Origin of the sequence: Natronorubrum halophilum (genome assembly GCF_003670115.1) — an archaeon.
Classification (GTDB): domain Archaea; phylum Halobacteriota; class Halobacteria; order Halobacteriales; family Natrialbaceae; genus Natronorubrum; species Natronorubrum halophilum.
In genome coordinates, this window is the sequence record NZ_QQTY01000005.1 from 105393 (window position 1) to 124978 (window position 19586).

At 63.4% G+C, this 19586-nt stretch carries 23 protein-coding genes; 10 read left to right on the top strand and 13 right to left on the bottom strand.

Annotated elements, in window-relative coordinates; genetic code table 11:
- Position 1 precedes the first annotated feature (1 nt).
- The 7 genes from DWB23_RS19355 to DWB23_RS19380 all read left to right on the top strand — a co-directional run bounded on the left by DWB23_RS19355 (position 2) and on the right by DWB23_RS19380 (position 3134).
- Positions 2-277 (top strand): hypothetical protein, encoded by a 276-nt coding sequence (locus DWB23_RS19355; RefSeq protein ID WP_162989877.1) that lies wholly within the window; start codon positions 2-4, stop codon positions 275-277.
- Positions 274-633, top strand: coding sequence for a hypothetical protein (locus DWB23_RS19360; RefSeq protein WP_121744437.1), 360 nt, complete (start codon positions 274-276; stop codon positions 631-633). The genes DWB23_RS19355 and DWB23_RS19360 overlap by 4 nt, the downstream gene beginning before the upstream one ends.
- The gene (locus DWB23_RS19365; RefSeq protein ID WP_121744438.1) at positions 630-1124 is read left to right on the top strand and encodes a hypothetical protein; all 495 of its coding nucleotides are present in this window, start codon (positions 630-632) and stop codon (positions 1122-1124) included. The genes DWB23_RS19360 and DWB23_RS19365 overlap by 4 nt, the downstream gene beginning before the upstream one ends.
- Complete coding sequence (locus DWB23_RS23190; protein ID WP_162989878.1) at positions 1121-1261, top strand: hypothetical protein; 141 nt, start codon at positions 1121-1123, stop codon at positions 1259-1261. Before DWB23_RS19365 ends, DWB23_RS23190 begins: the two co-directional genes overlap by 4 nt.
- The gene (locus tag DWB23_RS19370) at positions 1251-1790 is read left to right on the top strand and encodes a hypothetical protein (protein WP_162989879.1); all 540 of its coding nucleotides are present in this window, start codon (positions 1251-1253) and stop codon (positions 1788-1790) included. The genes DWB23_RS23190 and DWB23_RS19370 overlap by 11 nt, the downstream gene beginning before the upstream one ends.
- 313 nt (positions 1791-2103) lie before the next feature.
- Complete coding sequence (locus DWB23_RS19375; RefSeq protein ID WP_121744440.1) at positions 2104-2838, top strand: hypothetical protein; 735 nt, start codon at positions 2104-2106, stop codon at positions 2836-2838.
- The gene (locus DWB23_RS19380) at positions 2835-3134 is read left to right on the top strand and encodes a hypothetical protein (RefSeq protein WP_121744441.1); all 300 of its coding nucleotides are present in this window, start codon (positions 2835-2837) and stop codon (positions 3132-3134) included. The genes DWB23_RS19375 and DWB23_RS19380 overlap by 4 nt, the downstream gene beginning before the upstream one ends.
- Positions 3135-3297: 163 nt before the next feature.
- On the opposite strand, the gene DWB23_RS23570 is transcribed toward DWB23_RS19380, so the two are convergent.
- Positions 3298-4074, bottom strand: a complete 777-nt coding sequence (locus DWB23_RS23570) for a tyrosine-type recombinase/integrase (protein ID WP_238717512.1) — start codon at positions 4072-4074, stop codon at positions 3298-3300.
- On the bottom strand, positions 4035-4535 hold the full coding sequence (locus DWB23_RS23575; protein ID WP_238717513.1) for a hypothetical protein: 501 nt from the start codon (positions 4533-4535) through the stop codon (positions 4035-4037). Before DWB23_RS23575 ends, DWB23_RS23570 begins: the two co-directional genes overlap by 40 nt.
- Positions 4536-4958: 423 nt before the next feature.
- Between DWB23_RS23575 and DWB23_RS19390 the strand changes: the two genes are divergently transcribed.
- Positions 4959-5255, top strand: coding sequence for a HalOD1 output domain-containing protein (locus tag DWB23_RS19390; protein WP_121744767.1), 297 nt, complete (start codon positions 4959-4961; stop codon positions 5253-5255).
- A 264-nt stretch (positions 5256-5519) separates the two neighbouring features.
- On the opposite strand, the gene DWB23_RS19395 is transcribed toward DWB23_RS19390, so the two are convergent.
- The 6 genes from DWB23_RS19395 to DWB23_RS19420 form a co-directional block, all read right to left on the bottom strand.
- On the bottom strand, positions 5520-5819 hold the full coding sequence (locus DWB23_RS19395) for a HalOD1 output domain-containing protein (protein ID WP_121744442.1): 300 nt from the start codon (positions 5817-5819) through the stop codon (positions 5520-5522).
- A gap of 123 nt (positions 5820-5942) precedes the next feature.
- A complete protein-coding gene (locus DWB23_RS19400) occupies positions 5943-9089 on the bottom strand; it encodes a PAS domain-containing protein (RefSeq protein WP_121744443.1) in 3147 nt (1048 codons plus the stop codon).
- A gap of 74 nt (positions 9090-9163) precedes the next feature.
- Entirely contained in the window at positions 9164-10837 is a 1674-nt protein-coding gene (locus tag DWB23_RS19405; protein ID WP_121744444.1) for a gamma-glutamyltransferase family protein, read from the bottom strand.
- Positions 10838-10937: 100 nt separating this feature from the next.
- The gene (locus DWB23_RS19410) at positions 10938-11267 is read right to left on the bottom strand and encodes a cupin domain-containing protein (protein WP_121744768.1); all 330 of its coding nucleotides are present in this window, start codon (positions 11265-11267) and stop codon (positions 10938-10940) included.
- Positions 11268-11379: 112 nt separating this feature from the next.
- Positions 11380-12444 carry a DNA-methyltransferase gene (locus tag DWB23_RS19415; protein WP_121744445.1) on the bottom strand — a complete coding sequence of 355 codons (1065 nt, stop codon included), beginning with the start codon at positions 12442-12444 and terminating at the stop codon, positions 11380-11382.
- A 150-nt stretch (positions 12445-12594) separates the two neighbouring features.
- On the bottom strand, positions 12595-13167 hold the full coding sequence (locus DWB23_RS19420; RefSeq protein ID WP_121744446.1) for a hypothetical protein: 573 nt from the start codon (positions 13165-13167) through the stop codon (positions 12595-12597).
- Between the two features lie 473 nt (positions 13168-13640).
- On the opposite strand from DWB23_RS19420, the gene DWB23_RS19425 reads away from it, so the two are divergent.
- Positions 13641-14285: a hypothetical protein gene (locus tag DWB23_RS19425; protein WP_121744447.1), complete on the top strand. Its 645-nt coding sequence runs from the start codon at positions 13641-13643 to the stop codon at positions 14283-14285.
- Positions 14286-14311: 26 nt separating this feature from the next.
- Here the strand turns inward: DWB23_RS19425 and DWB23_RS19430 are convergent, their stop codons facing one another.
- The 3 genes from DWB23_RS19430 to DWB23_RS19440 form a co-directional block, all read right to left on the bottom strand.
- Positions 14312-14899, bottom strand: coding sequence for an NADPH-dependent FMN reductase (locus DWB23_RS19430; protein WP_121744448.1), 588 nt, complete (start codon positions 14897-14899; stop codon positions 14312-14314).
- A 106-nt stretch (positions 14900-15005) separates the two neighbouring features.
- Positions 15006-15953, bottom strand: a complete 948-nt coding sequence (locus DWB23_RS19435) for an HhH-GPD family protein (RefSeq protein WP_121744449.1) — start codon at positions 15951-15953, stop codon at positions 15006-15008.
- Positions 15954-16041: 88 nt separating this feature from the next.
- Positions 16042-16221: a hypothetical protein gene (locus DWB23_RS19440; protein WP_121744450.1), complete on the bottom strand. Its 180-nt coding sequence runs from the start codon at positions 16219-16221 to the stop codon at positions 16042-16044.
- Positions 16222-16458: 237 nt separating this feature from the next.
- On the opposite strand from DWB23_RS19440, the gene DWB23_RS19445 reads away from it, so the two are divergent.
- On the top strand, positions 16459-16782 hold the full coding sequence (locus DWB23_RS19445) for a hypothetical protein (protein WP_121744451.1): 324 nt from the start codon (positions 16459-16461) through the stop codon (positions 16780-16782).
- A 12-nt stretch (positions 16783-16794) separates the two neighbouring features.
- On the opposite strand, the gene DWB23_RS19450 is transcribed toward DWB23_RS19445, so the two are convergent.
- Together DWB23_RS19450 and DWB23_RS19455 are read right to left on the bottom strand one after the other, a co-directional pair.
- Positions 16795-17259: a response regulator gene (locus DWB23_RS19450; RefSeq protein WP_121744452.1), complete on the bottom strand. Its 465-nt coding sequence runs from the start codon at positions 17257-17259 to the stop codon at positions 16795-16797.
- 334 nt (positions 17260-17593) lie between these two features.
- Positions 17594-19498 (bottom strand): DHH family phosphoesterase, encoded by a 1905-nt coding sequence (locus DWB23_RS19455; protein ID WP_121744453.1) that lies wholly within the window; start codon positions 19496-19498, stop codon positions 17594-17596.
- Positions 19499-19586 lie beyond the last annotated feature (88 nt).

Consider the following 19586-nt stretch of genomic DNA (forward strand, 5'->3'; position numbering starts at 1 on the left):
CGTGCGAACTGAACACCATTCTAACTACCAATTAGCGATGGTGTTCTTAGCAGCGTGCAAGAGACACGACGCGGCGAAACTCGAGCACGACACCCGACGCGCTGCTCGAGAGGATATCACGCGACGCTTCGACGAGGCCGGAAAAGAGGCATACAACGACCGCCACGACCGGCCTGTCGGGTCGCTGACCTCGACCGGTCGCTACACCATCAACGGCGAGGGCGACGACGCGTGGCTCACGAGCCGCTGGGCAGTCAGCGAGGAGGGTGCGCGATGACGGGTTGGGAATGGGAGGTATCGGTCACTGCCGATATCGAGTACACCCCACGCGTCCACGCTGACTCCGTTGACGAAGCCGAGGAGACCGCTCGCAAGCAGATCAAAGAGGGGTACGGCGTCACTGTTGACACCGTACAGCACGAGACGGAGTTACCTGATGGCCGCCATCAGGTGTGCGTCTGGGCCGAGCGACACCTCTACGAGAGCGTCGTCGAGGCAATCGAATCAGACGCACTCGAGGCGGGTAGGGAGCAGATCGAGCGCGAATACGCCGTCCAAACAAGCGACGTCCATGGGGCGAACGCGCGGAAGCTTCGCGAAGTCGATATAGACGACGGAGGTGAGTCGGAATGACCTCCACACCCGATTCCCAGCTGGCCGTCGCACGTCAGGCCGGCGACCGCGCCGAGACCGCAGTGCTCGATCTCGTTCCCGAGCTTCGGTACGTCGCCGATACAGAAGCCGACCACTACGACTCGATCGCCGAGGCCGTCATCGAACCCTCCGACCAGCTCCCGATCTACGGTGTCGACGTGCTGGATGTCGGCACACAAACCGAGATCAAAAGCGCCGGCGTCGTCTACGGCGAGCGTCAACGCCGCGGCCGATTCAGCATTCGGCGTGGGCAACACAACGCCCTCCTCGAGATGGAGGGCGTCTATCTCTTCGCCGTCTGTGCACCCCACGACCGCGATGTGATCGCAATGTGTGTGATGACCGCGTCGGTTGTCGACGATCTCCGACGCGAGCACACGGACGGCTGGCGATCGGCCGGTGACGGTCGGGAGGACTACGTCCAGCTCTCGTGGGCACGAGTATTCGATCCCAGCGAGGTGGACGCATGACCACCCGCTACGAGGTCGTCGGAGCCGTCGACCGGTCAGTAGCCGATCTCGAGACTACCGCCGGACTGATCCTCGTCGACGACGGTGACGAGGACCTCCTGATCGCACAACCAGCGGAGGGTGACGATGCCGAGTAAGTGCGCCGAGTGCGGGATGAACACCGCTCCCGGTCGTCGCGTCTGTAAGGACTGTTCGATGATGGACCGACACGGAACCCCATCGGATCACACCAGCACCCAGACTGACGACGGCGTCTACTGCTGGGTCCAGGATATCGAAGAGACCTGGCACGCCTCGATGTATTTCGAGGGCTCGAGCCACGCTGCGGCTTGCGGTGAACTCCTCGAGACTCCCGTGGCCGACGTCAAGGACGACCCACGGCACCTCGACGAGACTCACACCTGCGACGCCTGCGAACAGTACCTCGAGGCCGACGAAGCCGAGACGACCGTCCCAGACGGCGGCGAGTTCGCGACGGCGAGCGAGCTCCGAGCCGACGGCGGTGAGCGAATCGACGATTCGGGATCTTCGGCAGACCACAGTTCTGCCGGTGGTCTCGAGGAAGTGTTCCGCCGCGAGACGATCGTCGCGACCGACGACGGGATCGCGATCGGCGCGGATGCTGACCCAGCGCGTTTCGAACGCGAGCGGGGTGAGTCACAATGACTGGCTCCAGTACTGCCTCGAGCGGCACTGAACGGTTCACTCAAAATGTAGATATCTGGCTAGGTCAGATCGACAGCGACCACTCGTGGCCGCACTTCGGACAAGCGAAGTCCGCTATTGTCTCTCCATCAGAGACATACTTTTCGAGCTTCTCACCCAACCCGTCATCACAATTAGGACATCTAGACAACATTCAGCGATCTGTTTCTAACGATCTGAGACGAATCAGTCTGGTCCCCCGTTATGTTGGTGGATTAATCGGCGATGGCCGTTCACTACAGCCGGACACCGACCACAAGAGCGGTGGTTCGCAATGAGCACCGAGACTGCCGACGTCCTCGAGGGCGTCTTCGCCGTCGACGAAGGAGACGACGTCCACCTGGCTGTCCGAAACTACGAGTGGGCGAGCCCCTACGAAGTCACGGATGTCGATCACGTCGAATGGATCGGCGCGACTGGCGAGACCTGGACGACTCGAGAGGTCCTCGTCGAGGGCGGCTACGGATCGACCTTCGCGGTCGCAGCTGTTGAAGGTGATCAGGATCTCGAACTCCGTCGTCACCCAGGCGGACAGAAACGCGGTGATCTCGTGCAGTTCGAGCCCGTCGGCGAGAGCGGCACCTCCACCGAGGGCGACACCACGGAGTTGTCAGAGGCACCAGACGTCGACCTCGAGGAGGACGCTGCGGACGACGATGGATCCGGCGACGACGTCCAGGAGGAAACCGACGCCGAAGAGATCACCGTCGACGGCGTCGATGACGTTCAAGGCGATAATGAGATCGAGGTCGCACTCCCCGATGGAGTGGGCCCTGACGATGTCGAAGCAGCCGTCGATGAACACTACGGCCTTGGCGACGTCGCCGATGAGATCGGCGTCACTCGCGGACGTGCGCGAACAATCACGGTTGCACTCGGTTGCTACGGTGACGTCTCCGATGTCCCATCCGACCGAGGATTGATCGATCCGCGAGCGCTCGGATTGCTCGTCCTGGTCGTCGGGATGGTGTTCACTGCCGCGATCGCCCTTGGGGTGAACGCGGCATGAGCACCGTCACCCAGTCCCCGAGCTACGAGGACATCGAAGTCTCCGGTCACTGCCACCGCATGTGGAGTGAACGTTCCAACCGACCGGATCTCAACCCGCGAATCGCGTGGCTCGAAGCCGTTCCGGTCGACTACCCATCGATCAAGCCACCAGCACGGTTCGCTCGCTACCACGAGGTGACGGGACAGATCCTATTGGCGTGCCCTGACGGCACGCTGGCGACGTGCATCCCGCTGTCGAATCGCTCGCGAGACGAACAACGCTACATCCGCGACCAATTGGTGAGCGACGAATGAGTACCACAAAGACTCCCGCAAATCCCGAATAAAAAGCCGCAGAGACCGTCGAAGAGAAGCGCGATCTGTTCGATCGAATCGCCGATGCTGACCTCCCGATCTCGGACGATATCGAACGGATCCTCGAGATCGCTGATGGCGATGGGGGAGACACCTGATGTCGTCAGTCGTCTCCCAGCAGCAGCTGCCGGAGAGCAGCGTTCTCGTCGACGGCGTCCTTCGCCTCCATGACGTCGTCGAGGGTGAGATCCTCGATCTCGGCGACCGCGCCAGCGGACTCCATCCATCGACGCTCGAGTTCGTCGTCTTCGTCGATGGCTCGTTGCGTCATCGCCTGGCCACACCACACACAGACATCGTTCTCCCGGGGTGTCTCCCGATCGCACCGGGGACAGACAAGCGGGGCGAGGTCCTCGTGTTCGTCTTCCTGGACGTCGATACCGTGGGCCTTTGCGATCTCTCTGTCGTTGGCGTCGCCGAAGACGCTGATATACCGGGATGCGATATCGGATCCACGCGTCCAGCCGTGGTGATCCTCGAGATGAGCCTGGGAGACGCCTTGACTGGCGAGATGGGACGCCGAGGACTTCCGGAAGCTCGAGGGCGTGACCGGCCGCTCAACATCGGCCTTTCGGGCCTTCTCTTTCAGGATGTCGCGTATGCGGTTGTTCGTGACCGAGTCGCCAGTCGAGAGGTTGCACCACAACGGATCGTCACGATCGCCGGGGTGGACTTCGAGCCAGCGGTTGACGTATGGGACCGACGGGATCAGGACGGGCGAGCGGCGTCCAGTCTTTCCATCGACGGTGACCTGCAGCCCGTACTTGTGGTCGGAGATTTGCTTCGGTGTGAGGTCGAACAATTCGTAGGGCCGGGGTCCGAGATCCCAGGCGAGGGCGATCAGGGGGCGATCAGGGCGCGATCGCGAAGGTTCGCACATGCATTGATCATTGGCAGGATTTCCTCTTCCCATCGGAGCATGTCGCTGGGATCGGGAGCCGGATCGTAGTTGCTGGGGTAGCCACCAGGGACCCACTCGAGGCTCTCGGGGATTTCGTCGACGTCGTCGTCGCTGGCGAGCTTTCCGAACTGGCGGAGAGTAACGCGATAGTCCTTGTTGGTCTCCGGAGAGTTGGCCTTCTCGGTGTTGATCCAAGCGACGAGTTGTTCGGCAGCGCTGCGGTCCTCGAGGGCGTCTGCGAGACCACCGACTTCTTGGGCCATCTTCACTGCACGCATGAGGTACTTGTCGTGAGCGAAGTCACCGTACTTCGACGGACCGAGGATACGGATCTGGTCGGACATTCGTCGGAGCGCTTCGGCATCATCCTGACTCATATCTTCGACGCTGTCGATGCGCTCGCGGAGTCGCTTAATCGACTGTTCCGGGTTCGCGGTCATAACTTATACTATAAGAGTGGGCATGTGAAGATCGGGTTTGGATCCCTTCCCGGGCATGCTTCTCAAAGACGCCACGAACCGAACGTGAGTGGCGAGACTGAGAAGCGTTCCCGGGTCCTCGAGAGTAAGCGTCGCGAACGATCGAGGGCACTGAAGAGCTTCACTCTTCCGGAGGTTCGCAGCCCTCTCTGGATGCGCCTCGAGTGGTGTGCGTGAACGAACCGGATCGGTGCCGTCGAACACCCGCTTCTCGAATCGATCACAGGAAAGAAGTCGTTGCCGTTGACCGGCAGTATCTCCCATCCCGGTAATACTCTAATAACCGTTTTGGACGTCGATAAGACCGTCTTAGCGTGGAGTAGGAGCCACTTCGTCCACCGTACCATTCACCAGTTTTATGTGCCATAGAGTGCCATGGCGTGTATGGGTACGGGGGTACCACCGAGTCACAGCATCGTTACACAGATCGCAACAGCCGAGCGGATCGCACCGATAGACCTCGAGACGCCGCTACACGACGTCATCGATCCCGACGCGCTCGACCGACTGATCGCGTCGAGCGACCACGGCTCGAGCGTCGACACGGTCGTGGTCGAGTTTACCTATTACGGATACACGGTGCAGGTCAACGGAGCGGGGGCGGTCGAAATCCGTCCGGCAGAGCAAACCACCGACTCGAATTCGGGCGTGGATTCGACGGAAGACGCTCACGGGGATTGATTCCACGCGACAGTCGGTCCCGTCAGATACTGTAGACCCGCTTTTGGGCGACGCGTTCTCGAGCGACCGGCGTTCGATTCGGACGGCGAGTGAAAACTCCGGCGTGAGTCCAGCCGAACGAGATACCGCGTGGACGGTCTTGGCTGGTGACAGCGGTTCGATGTAGCAGGCGCTGTCAGCCATTCTGTTCGTGTACGTCCTCGAGAACGAACTGGCGAGTTATCCCGGCGACATACCGCTGAGAGTAGAAGAGGAACGCTCGAGTTACACCGACGTGACGGTAATCTCGCTATCAGCAGTAATCGTTACCTGACAATCGTTGTATTCGAACGTCACCAATCCCCCGGTTCGGAGTCCGTTCGCCCGCGGTTCGAACAACCGCTCGAGCGCGTCGGCGTTGATCGTGTAGTGAAGCGGATCGAGCCCCGTCACCTCTTCGTTACAGAACGCCGCGACGGCCTCGACGACGGCGACGCTGAGTGGTTCGTTATCGAGTCGATCGTATTGTACTGTGTATTGTTCTTCCGTTGATACGGACGGTGATCGTGAAGTCATTTCAGTCATTAGTTCTGCGCACCCCCAGTGCGGTCTATGGAAAGACGACTCGACCTTCACGAGTGGTCGTAAAGAACCTGACTGTTAACTGTATAACCGGCAATGAGATCTGTGGTTAAACAGTTAACCACGTTACGACGAGCCGTCGAACAGCGCGGTAAAGAGCTTCTGTTCGGCGGCTCTGACGTGTTTGTGGAAGGCGGGCGGAGAGATCGAAAGCGAGTCGGCGAGTCCTTCGCCGGTCGTCTGGCGCGGCCACTCGAAAAACCCGCCGTGGTAGGCCGTCTGGACGACCTCCCGTTGTCTGTCGGTCAGCCGCTCGAGTAGCGCGTTCCGAGCGGAGATGTCGATCGCCGACGGATCGTCCGTCGACTGCTCGCGCCGGGCGATCAGGGACGCGGCGAATCCGCGGCGGCTGAGGCCCGACAGCACGCCCCTGATCTCGATCGTTTCCGGGACGTCGATGATCGCTCTCGTCTCCGATCCGTCGGTTACGAACGAGCGAAGCGTTCCGCCGTGAGAGTCGACGACGGTGCCGAGGAACGGCTCCGTACACTGGAGTTGCAACAGCGTTTCCGCATCGGTTTCAGCGATCACCGAGATGGTACGAACGCCCTCGATATCGGTGAGGTCGTCAGCGGCGTCGCTGGAGACCGCGCTATCGGTTACGACGAACACAGTCGGCGAGCCGTCGGCCCGGAGCGTTGCTCCCTCGAACTCGACGCGCGAACCCAATCGCTCGGCGAGTCGACACAGCGGCGAGTCTCCCTCGAGTTCGAGTTCGAGTTCGATCGTAGCGATGCCATCAACCCCCAGTGTGGGTTTCCGTTTGACGGCGTCGATCGCGTAGCCGATGGTCTCGCCGAGATCGGCGAGCATCGAGCGAAGCGGCCCATCGAAGGCGTCTCGGTCGTCGCTGTAGAGTGATAACACGCCGTAGAGGAAGCCGTCGTACACGAGCGGAACGGTGTACACCGACTGAATGTTTCGAGAGAGCGCCTCGGCCCGCCACGTGCCATCGCGAACCGAGTCAGCGGCGTTCTCGACGTACACTGGAGTCTGCGTGCGCGCCGAGCGCCCCGTCGGTTCGGCCGCCGAATCGTCGACCGTCGTGACCGTGATCGCATCGAGGTAGCCCCGCTCGAGTCCGGCCTGAGCCTGGCTGTTGAGCTGATTCCCGCTCGGGTCCGGTTCGCCGATCCAGACGAACGAACAGGCCTCGAGCGCGGCGAGTCGGTCGCAGATTCCCTGTTCGATCTCGGTCCGGGAGTCGGCCATCAGGAGCAACTGTTCGATGTCCTGGCGGATTTGGTTCGCGTCGTTCAGTCGCTCGAGGTGCGTGTTTTGCTGTTTGAGTTCGCGTTCGCGCCCGTGCAGACGGCGCGTGCGACCGATCCGATCGAGTGCAGTTTCCGCCGTCGCGGCGAACAGCTTGGCCAGTTCGAACGTGTTCTCGTCGTACTGGCCCGGCGCTGGATCGTGAGCGATGAGGATGCCGTGTTCGCCGATCGGAATGTAGAGCCCACTCCGGGCGGCCGTCGTCCGGTCGTACACTCGCTTCGATTCCCTGACGTCGTCGAATCGGGCCGGCGTTTCGGTGATGAACGTCTCCCACGCGATGCTCCCATTGGGTTGTAGTTGCGGCGGGGTTCCGATTGCTGCCTCGAGACCGTGTGAGTACGCCGTCGGAACGAGTTCGTTTCGCTGCTCGTCGAAGCGGTAGACGACGCTCTCGAGATCGAGGACGTCGGTTGCTACGTCGACCATGTACTCACAGGCGGCCTGCTTCGATTCGACGGTCAGCAGGTGGGTGGTCGCCTCCTGCAGGGCGTTCAACGCCTCCTGGTACTGGGCGCGCTCCGTCACGTCGACGGCGGTCCCGATAACTCGCTCGACGCTGCCGTCCGCGGTGATCGGTCGACACCACGTCTCGAACACTCGATCCTCGAGGACGATCGGCGAATGGGTCGCCTGTCCGTCCAGCGCGGCCCGCAAATCGGCTCGAATCGCGGGTCGATCTTCGAAGACGTCGAACAGCGACTCGCCGACGATGTCGCCGGAGGACGTCTCGATGCGTTCGAGCGCCCGCCCCTCCGCGAGCGTGATCGTCCCGTCGCCGTCGAACACGAAGAGGACGACGGGAACGTTCTGGACGACCGCCTCGAGCCGTTCGGTTCGTTCTTCCAGTTCCCGTTCGCGCTCGATCCGATCGGTGACGTCGCGGAAGTAGACGGAGATTCCGGACAGGGAGGGATAGATGTGGACGTTGTACCAGCGACTGTCCGGCTCGTAGTATCGCTCGAGAGAGACGGGCTCTTGCGTCTGCATCGCCTCGACTGCCGCGTCCTCGAAGGCCGTTTCCCGGAGAGCCGGAAAGAGATCGCTGATCGATCGTCCGAGGGCGTCCGACGGCTCGATGTCGAGGAGGGAGCCGGCCCGGTCGTTGACGTACGTAAACTGCCACTCAGAGTCGAGCGAGAAGAACGCATCGGACACTCGTTTGAACGATTCGTCCAGTTCCTGTTGGACCTGATGACGGTCCGTAATGTCCCGAATCGAGGCGACGACGCCGCCGATATCGTCGTCCTCGAGCCGGTTCGTGATCTCCGTTTCGTGGATGTACCACGAGCCGTTGGCGTGCTGGCAGCGATAGTCGATGGTCGCCGTCGCGCCGGATTCGCGCGAACAGATGTCGTCGAACTCGGACCGAACTGCCGGCGTATCGTTCGGGTGAACGTAGTCCGTGATCTGGCTGCCGAGCAGCGCGTCCGCGTCGTACCCGCTGACCCGTTCGACCGACGGACCGACGGCGGCGATCGTCCCGTCGGCGTCGATGACGAGCAGGAGATCCGACGACTGATCGAGCAGCGCCTGATACCACGTTTCCTGCCGCGTGCGCGCCCGGCGCGCTGTAACGAGCCGAACGGCCTGTTGAATCTGGTGTGCGAGTACCGCTGGCTCCGCGACCGTCGATTTGGAGACCACCGACGTCGCGCCCGCCGACTGCAGTCGATCGATCGCTTCGCAATCCGCCGAATCGACGGCGTAGACGACCGGACAGGTTTCATCGGTCGCGGCGAGAATCTCTCGCTCGTCCGTGAGTACACAGTCCGTCGCATCGAGCCGTCCGTCCTCGAGCTCGGACGGCGTTTCGAGCGGACCCCGAACGGTGATGTCCCCGTTCTCGAGCGCCGTCGTCGCCCGCCGGAGCCACGTCGACGACCCGATCGCGAGGGCTCGGACCGGGGTCGTCTCGGGGTTCTCGAGACCGCGGTTCATACGCCCGATGGGGCCGGCACGAATAAAAACCTCGTGTTGATTGCAGGTTCAATAAACGCGTGACGGGCGGCAAATCAGTAGCCGATTGCGGCCCCGTCCTTCCGGGGTTCCGTGGCTCCGGAGAGGGTCTCGCCTCGGTGGCGAACGAGTTGTGCGCCACCGAACATGACCGGCGGCAGGACGCCGACTTCGTGGCCCATTCGCGCGAGCTCGGCCGCGTTCGGCAGTCGCTCTTCGACGCTGAGCGTGCCGTCCTCGCGGTAACGCCAGCGCGGCATATCGAGTGCTGCCTGTGGATTCATCCCGTAATCGACGAGGTTCGAGAGCACCTGAACGTGGCCCTGGGGCTGCATGTAGCCGCCCATGACGCCGAAGGCCAGCCAGTCGTCCTCCTCGAGCTTCGCGATAGCGGGAACGAGGGTGTGAAACGGTCGCTTCCCGGGCTCTAAGCTGTTGGGATGATCGGAATCGAGCGAGAACGACGCGCCGCGATTCTGGAGTGCGATCCCGGTGTTCCCGGCGACCAGCCCGCTTCCGAAGCCGGCGAACCGGGAGTTGATGTAGGAGACGAGATTTCCCTCTTCGTCCCCGACGGTCAGGAGAACGGTGTCCGCGTCCTCAGCGGTGGCGTTCGGGACGCCGACCGCTGGGTTCCGAATCGGCGTCTCGTCGATCGCCCGGGCGCGCTCTCGAGCGTAGGCCGTCGAGGCCAGCGGCGGGACGTGCTCGTATGCGGGATCGGTGATGTAGCGGTGGCCGTCGACGAACGCGAGTTTCGCTGCCTCGACGAAGGCGTGTACGCGCTCGGGTGAGTCGTAGGGGTGTTCACCAGCGCCGGTCTCCTCGGCGATGTTCAGCGCCTCGAGCGCGATGAGGCCCTGATTGTTCGGCGGCAGTTCGTACACCTCGGTCCCGTTGTACGTCGTGCTAACGGGGTCGACGAACTCGGGTTCGAAGCCGGCCAGGTCGTCGCGGCTCATGAAGCCGCCAGCGGACTGGACTTCGTCGACGATCTCGTCCGCGATCGACCCCTCGTAGACCTCGTCAGCGCCGTGTTCGGCGATCTTCCGCATCGATTCGCCCAATCGCGGGAGCGTGACGGTCTCCCCGGGAGCCGGGCTCTCGCCGTCGAAGAGGTACGCCTCGCGGGCGTGGTCGGCCGTAAACAGCGTCTCGGCCCCTCGCCAGTGGTGGGCGATGACCGGCGAGACGGGATACCCCTCGATCGCGTAGTGGATCGCCGGCTCGAGTACGTCTCCCAGCGAGAGCCGGCCCAGTTGCTGAACCGTGGCCTCCCAGCCGCGAGCCGTGCCGGGAACCGTCACCGCGTGGGGGCCGAGGAAGGGCATTCCCAGTTCGTCGGCGCTCGCTCCGCCGTCGACGGCGTAACCGCGCGACTCGGGGTAGTACCCCTCGAGCGTCTCCTCGTCGGTCTCCTCGAGTGCGGTCGTTACGGTTTCGATCGTCGCGTCGGCCGGCGCGTGGCCACACGAGCGCAGCGCACCGACCTCGCCGTCCGCGGTCCGGTAGAGCGCGAAGACGTCGCCGCCCAGCCCGGTCGATGTCGGCTCGACGACGTTGAGCGCGGCTGCCGTCGCAACGGCCGCGTCGAAGGCGTTCCCACCGTCCCGGAGGATCGAAACCCCCGCCTCCGCGGCGAGTGGCTGGCTCGTCGCGACCAGTCCTCGGTTGGCGTAGACGGTCGACCGTCTCGAGTCGAACCGATCGAGGTCGATATCGGTGTCCATGGATGCGCTATGTGTGCAAGTGTGATAGTAGCCGCTGGAAGTAAATACACCTGATCCACGATGCCTGTGCGATGGGCGTGTAACGAGTCGCGGTTGTTACTCACGGTGGAAGCGGACAGAGACTCGCGGTAAACACGACCGTCTCCTCGGTCTCGTTTCGAGCGCCGTGAACGTCGCCGCGCTCGTGATGGACGACGCCGGGGGCTTCGATCGCCTCGCTCTCGTCGCCCCGAATTACGGTTACCGTCCCCTCGAGCACGTGAAAGACGTTCGTACTGTCGGCGTGCTCGTGGGGAGCGAGTTCCGCGCCCGGACCGAGTGCGAACGCCTTCACGAGAACGTCGTTGGTGACGACCAACGCTGCCGTTTCGACCTCGCCATCGGCCGGTTCGAGGTCCGCAAGCGCCGCGTCGTATTCGTCGAGTGACATAGCCGTTGGTTCGGCGTCCGTTCCCATAAATGCCCGAGACGGCGGATCGATGCTCGCCCGACGATGCTCGAGCGGTTCCGAGGCGCACTTACTCGAGCGATTTCAGGTGCGCTCACTCGAGCGACAACGGTTCGTGTTCGGCCCGGTAGCCGCGCGCGGTGCCGTCCTCGAGCGCGTCGATCGACGACACCTCGCGGAGCTGTATCCCGCGCTCCATCTTGGTCACGACCGGCGTCTCGTAGCGGTCGGCCTCGTACTCGAATCCCGTCCCCTCCGCGCGACGGCGCTCGACGAACTCGCGGTGGCGCTCGAGTCGCGTCCGGCCGACCGACCGCGACAGCGCCGGAACGTCGCCGATCCGATCGTCAAACAGGTCGAGAAACGCCGCCTCGAGTTCCGACCCCAGGGAATGGCGGCCGGCGCACATCGCCGCGAGCGTGGTCGTTCCGGTGCCCCAGAAGGGATCGAGGACGGTGTCGCCGTAGGTCGAGTACATACAGATCAGCCGGTAGGGGATCTCGAGCGGGTACGCGGCCGACCGATCGCGGAGGTCGTCGTCCGCGAACTCGAGCGTCTGCAGTTCGCCCTGCACTTCGGTCCAGAGGTCCGTAAACCATCGGTTGCGCTCCTCCCAGAAGTACGCCGCCTCGTACCGTCGGTCGGCACCCGGCTCGAACGACAGGCTCTTGCCACCCTTCCTGAAGACCAGCACGTACTCGTGCTCAAGGGTGACGTAGGCGTTGGGCGGGATCATCCCGCTCCCCATGAACTTGGCGGCGCTGTTAGCTGGTTTACGCCAGAGGATATCGGGAAGGGGGTCGAAGCCGCGGGACTCGAACGCCTCAAGGACGCGCGCGTGGTTGGCGTAAACGCGAAAGCTCCCGTCGACCGTCCGGGTCGCGTCGCCGACGTTCAAACACGCGATGCCGCCGTCGACCAGCACGCGCTCGAGTTCGTCCCAGACGCGATCGAGCTGGGCGTGCATCGCGTCGAACGCCGCGCGTCCGTCGCCGGCCTCGAGCGCGTCGCCGATGGCGGGATCGAGCTCCGTAAAGAGGTCGTCCCACATTTCGATCATTGGATACGGCGGGGACGTGACGACGAGTTCGACGGACGCGTCGTCGATCTCTTCGAGGTCCTGTGAGTCACCGACGAAGACGCGGTGGGTCGTCTCCATTGGGTTCACACTGTCGGCGTCGCCCCCTTAGCTCCTTCGTCAGCACGGCCGCCACCATCGGCTCATAGACGGATCGGGTCTACGGCTGATTCGTTCGAAAAAACGGACCGAATCGCGGTTATCGGCTATTCAGCTCCGAGCGCCGCTCGCTCACTCCTCTTCCGTTTCGTCGGATTCGCCCGCCTCGGCCTCGGCTTCTTCGGCCTCCGATTCGTCGTCTTCGTCCTCGTCTGCGTCGAACTCGTCACCGGTCGCGGGTTCGAACTCCTCTATCGGCTCCCACTCCTCTTCCTCGCCCCCGGAGAGCCGACGGCGAAGCACTGCAACCCCGGCGAGAAGCCCGACGGCGAGTAAGACGCGCGACAGGCGACTCGAGCCGCCGTCGTCCGCCGTTTCTGATTCGGACTCCATCTCGGTCGTCTCGGCGTCGTCGCTCGTCGTCTCCTCGATGACGTCTTCGATGATATCGGGTTCCTGTACGTCCTCGAGCGGCGTCTCCTCGAGGTCGGGCGACTCGCGTCCGGCGAGAAAGCCGAGGACGGCACCCGCACCGAAGAGGACACCCGCGAGCGGAAGGCTCCGCTTTCCGCCCGGTGTGGAGCCATCCGCCTCTTCGACGGCCTCGAGAATCGAGTCTCGCATCGGTGAATCCATCCCTTTGCCAACTGCTTCCTTCACGAGAATCTCGGACAGCGTTTTGTCCTGTTGTTCGTTTTCGGGCATAATCGGTCACGACCACATCCCCACAGATAATTCTGTCTAATGTTTCGATCGGCCTACCCGCGTTCTCGACCGTTACCACCCGGCTACCGAACGACGATATCGGAAGTAATTGACTCCTACTCGGACGAACGGCCGTGGGACGCCGTTCCCTCGACCGGAAATTGCGCGAACGCGATCTGCGGAAACCGATCCGATGGGGCGCAACGCGACGGAAACCGCGACCCCAGTCGCCTCCGGATCAACTCCGTCAGTTCTCCCGGCGTCGCCACGACGACGGTTGGCTGGGACCTGCGGCCGGGGCGGGGACGAGACGTCCGTGACGTTCCCATCGTGACCGGCGACCGGCCCCCTGGTTCTGGAAACCACATGTTGCCCGCATATAAATCCGATTCCGACGGTCGAACGGGTGCGACTTCCGCGCAATGCGTGTTAATGGCTTCCATAACGAAAGGGATCGATTGTGAGGAGGTGGTATGAGCGTCATTCGCCAACCCGGCGTCCTCGGGCGAACGACCCGTCGACGCGTCGTCGGGGTGACTGCGGCGCTTTCTGCGGCCGTCGTGGAGGCCGCTGCCGTCGGTCTCTGGTTTAGCCTCGTCGTCGGCTCGCGGAGCACGTCGACGGCGCTCGCCGGGCTCGGCATTCTCTTCTGTGGCTCGCTCCTCCGAGCGGGCGTCTTCGGCGCGACCGTCAGCGAACTGGGAGATCTGTTGCAGCCACGGCGGCTCATCGTTGCGGTTTTGCTAACGGGTAGCTGGGTCGTCTGGCTGCTCGCCGCCGAACGGATCGGCGGTGGAACCGGGATCGTCGTCGCGACCGTCGTACTCGCCGGAATCCTTACCGGTCAGCTCTTCCTCGAGCGGCGCGTCTTCCGCCTTCGAGCGAGGTCCAAGCGAGCGCGAACGTCGCTCGTTCCCGCGCTGTTGCTGGCCGTCGGCGCATCGCTACTGCTCGCGTCGGCCTGGCTGACGGATTGGACGGTCGCCACGCCGCAACTCTCGTTCGAAGGAATCTCGCTTATCGTCCGGATCGAGGCGGTCCAGATCGGCGTGCTCGTCTTCGGACTGTTCGCCTTCCTCGCCCACCAACGGCGGTTCGAACGACTTCTCGATCCCTGAGATCACGCGCGGCGGGCGCGAAGCCGTTACTTCCCCTCCGCGCCGATGTTCTGCTCGCTCTCGAACGAGTCCGGATCCGGTTCGATCACGGCGTACTGGACCGCACGCCGACCGAGCGTTGCCACGCGCTCCTCGAGTTTCTGATCGACGAACGCCCCCTCTTCGAACACCGAGTGGGAGTTCGGAACGGCCGCCTCGTGCGGAATCACCCACGCGTTCAGCGACCGACAGACCGAGCGCAGGTGCTCGAGCGTCGTCACCGGGAAGGCCCCTCCCGAAACCCCGAGCAGCCCGACGGTCTTGTCCCCGAACTCGTCGAACCCGCAGTAGTCGAGGGCGGTCTTCAGTGGCGAGGCGTAGGAGCCGTGGTACATCGGCGAGCCGAGGATGATCGCGTCGGCCGCTCGCACCCGGGCCGCCAGTTCCGCCGCATCGCCGGCGTCTTCCCGGTCGCGGTCCGCGTCGAAAATCGGGAGTTCGAACTCGCGAAGGTCGAGCAGTTCGGTGCTCGCACCGGCCCGGTCGGCCGCCTCGAGCGTCCGCTCGAGCGCGCTACGAGTCGTACTTTCATCGCGGAGACTGCCACAGAGTGCAACGACGTGAACGTCTGCCATACTGAACCTACCGGCTGCGAGGCTCAAATAAACCCGCGAACCTGAACGGACGCGGCGCTTCTCCCGACCAGCGGCTACCGTCGGAACCGCGCGATGGGTTTGGCGGCTACCGTTGGAGCCGCGCGACGAGTTCGGCGTCGGATTCGGTTCGATCGAGTTCGACCAGGCCGTCCGACTCGAGATCCGCGAGCAGACCCTCGAGCCACTCGCGGCCGTACTCGCCGTTCGGGACGTAGTCGACCCGGATTCGGTGGCCGAGCGTGTCCACCTCGAGTTCGTCGTACTCGCGCAGGGTGCCGATCACGCGCCCGCGGAACTGCCGTCGGCTGCCCTCGAAAGCGGGCTGGGTCGGGACGTCCGGGGCGGTGAAATCACCGCTCGCGTAGGCGTCGCACCACTCGCGCCACGGACACCCCACCTCGTCACAGCGGGGCGTCTGAGTACAGACGACGCCGCCGAGTTCCATGATCGCGTTGTTCCAGACCCGCGACTCGCCCTCGGGCAGAAGATCGTTTGCGGCTTCCTCGAAGGCTGCGTCGTCGTCCGGGATCGAAAAGGCGCGGTAGCTGACCCGCTTGACGTTGGTATCGACGACCGCGTCGCCGTTGTTGAACGCGAAACTCGCGACGGCGTTTGCGGTGTAGGGACCGACGCCCATGAGTTCCTGCAGTTCGTCCGGTGTCGTTGGGAAGGCGCCGGCGTACTCCTCTTCGACCTGCTGGGCCGACTCGTGCAGATACTTCGCCCGGTTGTTGTAGCCGAGGCTGTGGTTCGTCCAGAATCCAACGACGTCCGCCCGGTCCGCCGCCGCGAGATCGGTCGTCGTCGGCCAGCGCTCGAGGAACCCCTCCCAGGCCTCGACGACTCGGTCCAGTTGGGTCTGCTGGCTCATCACCTCGCTGACGAGGATCTCGTAGGGGTCGTCCGTGCGCCGCCAGGGAAAATCACGGTGATCGCCCTCGTACCACCCGATCAGGGATTCCTGAACGGCCTCGAGATCTTCGGGAAGGGACCACTCCCCGTCTGCGTCAGCGCCACCGTCGCTCTCACTCATCGGTCGTGCTAGCAACCGGGCCATCTTACTGGTGACGGTTCTCGATCTTCCCGGTGAGTGTTCCGTCCCTTCCTCGAGACCAATTGGGCTACTCGGTCACGTTCGGTTTCGGCTCGAAGTACTGGCTCACAACCGCAAAAATAACACCCATAACCACGCCGACCTGAAGCCCGGAATCATAATCATTGGTAACGACACCGAGGATAACCGGTACGCTGAATGCGACGACGAAGAACACGCCTGCGCGAGCGAATTTGTTCGCCAACATAAAACTGAATACATTAAAAGTACAAATAGGTGTCGAACGTCATTGCATTTACACCATTAGAGTTCGATATCAACCATCTCGTTGGACGTGAGATGGGTCAATTGCACGTCCCGCGAGCTTCGAGGCCAGCGCTGAACGAAACTCACCGTGTTAACTACTGCAGTTGAAAACGGAGTCGAACCCCGATATCGGTCGGCGCACGAAAGCCATATCCGAGCGGCTCGAGTTCCCATCCATATGAGTCTCGACGATCTCACCGACGACGTACAGGATTCCTACGGCGCGCTCGACGACGAACTCACCGTCTCGATCGACCGGGAAACACGAAACGAACTCGCCGTGCTCGAGGCGGCGCTCGAGCCCGAAGACACCGACGAACTCGTCCGGCGGGCGATCCACTTGCTCTTCCAGACCACCGTCGATACCGGAAAGCTCGACTTTCAGCTTCGATCGGCGTACGACGTCACCTACGACGAGTACCTTTCGGGAATGACCTTCGAGGAAATGACCGGCGCGGATCAGTACCCGTCGATGGACGACGAGCGCCGCTACCAGTTCTAGTTCGCGCCGGCATCAGAGACGATCGACCCGGTTCGGCAGTCGCGCCGTCGCGATCCAGAACCGCACCACGGGTTGCATCGTTTCGACGAGCGCGTCGGGGTCGCTCGGGATCGGAACGACCGCGTTCGCACCCAGCCGGTAGGCCTCGTGAACGGTCGTCCGGGTCGGTGAGTCAACGGTCGCGACGACGGGGATTCGCGCGAGTGTCGTCTCCTCGCGCATCGTCTCGAGGACCTGCGCTCCGCTCGGATTCGGTTCCCGGTCGTATCGAAGCACCACGAGACACGGTGCTTGCGAGCCGGCGTCCTCGCCACGGCGGTGAAGATACTCGAGTGCGTCGTCGTTTCCCCCGACGGTGTGGAGCGTCGTGTTCGAATACTCGGTAGCGAGCTCGTCCGCCATGAGCCGAGCGATTTCGTCGGAGGGCTCGACGAGTAACACGGTTGCCTGTTCGGCGGAGGTGCTTCGATCGATCATCGGCGGCACCCACACGGCAACGGCACCCGGCGGGGTACGAACTGGGGCTGAACCCGTACGGACGCCTCGTGACTCTGGCGTCGTGTGATCCCACTGAAGGCGGTGTTGGGCGCGATAGGTTCGACGACCTGTTGCTCGTGTGTGGGGACGGCCGCCCGTTGTGCGTTGGCCCACGGCGATACGTTCATCGACACCGGATAGTGCGCCACCGGCTGTAAACGCTTCCCTCGGCTATTGACGGGTCGGCGAACGAACGGTTACACGAACGGTCGGCGTAACGTGATTCGGGGACGCAAAAATCGGCGTCGACAGTCCTCCCGAGGGCCGTCAGTCGTCAGTCGTCGATCGGCGCTGCACTCGAGAGCGCTTCGTCGATCTCGGCCTCTTCCATTTTGTCGACGAGCGCATCGATCACTTCCTCGCGTTTGCCCTTGACGAACTTGATCGAGCCGACGACGAGGTGACCGCCGCCGGAGACGCCGCCGCCCGAAATCTCCTCCTCGAGTTCCGTGACCATGTTCGGAATGTCCAGTCGGACGCCGTCGGATCGCAGGACGGCGAAGTCGGGGCCGTAGCCGACCGTGATGATCGGGTCGCCGGTCTCTTCGATCTTTCGGTCGTGGATCTCGCCGGTCGTTTTGCCGGGCGCGGGGTACGTGAACCGGTGCGCGTAGTTCTCGACGTCGATCCGGTAGAGGTGAGCGCCGTTATCGAGATTCTCGTGTTCGAGGTGGGGCATCGCGGCGTCGAGTTGGACGTCGACCTCGTCGCGGGCGCGGTCGGCGAAGAACTCGACGAGTTCGCGGTGGCGCTCCTCGTCGTCCGAATCGATCTGGAGCAGGTCCTGAATCAACTGGTCGCCGGAGTTGTAGCGCAGCCAAAAGGCGGCGTAATCCAGCGCCTCGCTGAGATCCTGCAGGCGGTTCTCGTCGTACCCTTCCTCGCCGGCGAGCTCGAGGTAGTCGTCCATCGCGTCGGCCTTCGAGCGATCCGAGAGGCCGGCGACGGCGGGGACGTGGCGGAGTTCGTCGGTGATGTCCGGGTAGATCATCCGCGCGAGTTCGACGCAGAGCATCCCCGTCGTGATCCGGTAGTCCTCGTCGTGGAGGTAGGGATTGACGTGGGCGTCGAGCAAGTGCTCGACGGCGTCGGGGTCGGGGTGGTGGTGGTCGACGACTGCGATCGGCATGTCGTAGTGGGCGAGCGTCTCGTAGGCCGGGACGTCCTCGGCCGTCGAGCCGTTGTCCAGCATGAGCAAGAGCGGGAGTTGCTGGCCGTGTTTCTCGCGGTCCTCGAGCGCGAAGTTCAGGTCCCGGGTGGCGTCTTCCATCTCGTAGAAGGGTGCCTTCGCGGGGAGGCGCTTGATGAGGTGTCGCGGCGCGTCCTCGTCCTCGTGGACCTCCGCGATGAATCGCTGGAGGGCGATCTGGACGGGAACCGCGGCGCACATGCCGTCACCGTCGGCGTGGTGGCGGACGCGAATCGGGCGACCCTCGAGGACGGTTCGGCGCAGCAGCGTCGCGACCTCCTTGAGGTTGGGTCGGAGCTTCTCGAACGCGGGCCAGTCGATCAGCGGTTCGACGTCGTGGGGTTCGGCGCGGGACTCGAGGGCGGCCTCGAGGCGCTCGCGAGCCTCCTCGGCGGCCTCGTCCTCGAGTTTCGAGAGGCCGTCGACTTCGATCTGGACCGATCCCTCTCGGCGTTCCGGCGTGCCGGTGACGCGGACGACGTCCCCGACCTCGATCGAGGGATAAGCGCGGACACCGGCCTCTTTGAAGGCGGCACACGGCACGACGCCGTACTCGTCGGTGATGTGGAAGATCGTCGGGCCGCCGGTCTGTTTGACCTGCACGATCTCCCCTTCGAGGTGGATCTGCTCGCCGATGTTGGCCTCGAGGCGGTTGGTGCCGGTCAGGGCGTAGTCGTGGGCGACCGATTCGAGGGAGTACTCCGCTATCTCGGCGGGTTCGAAGGCCATGTCGCCGTTGTCTCGAACGGACTCGAGTTCGACGACGAGCTCGTCGCCGACGCCGTAGGTGCCCTCGAGAACGGATTCGTGGACGAGGCCGGAGACGGATTCGGAGAGATCGACGAAAACGCCGTAGTCGACGATACCGTTGATTTCAGCGAGGTAAGGCCGACCGCTCTCGACGTCCTCTGTAGTACACTCAGCAGCGAGATCGTAGACGACGGAATCCCCGTCGTCTGCGTCGGGTTCCCCGACGGACTCACGTGTCATCTTGGCTCGTCATTTGCGACGGTCGCGTATAACCCTTGTCAAGAAGCGACGACGAGTGTCGGCCGACCGGTGGAAGCGGATGCAGTGT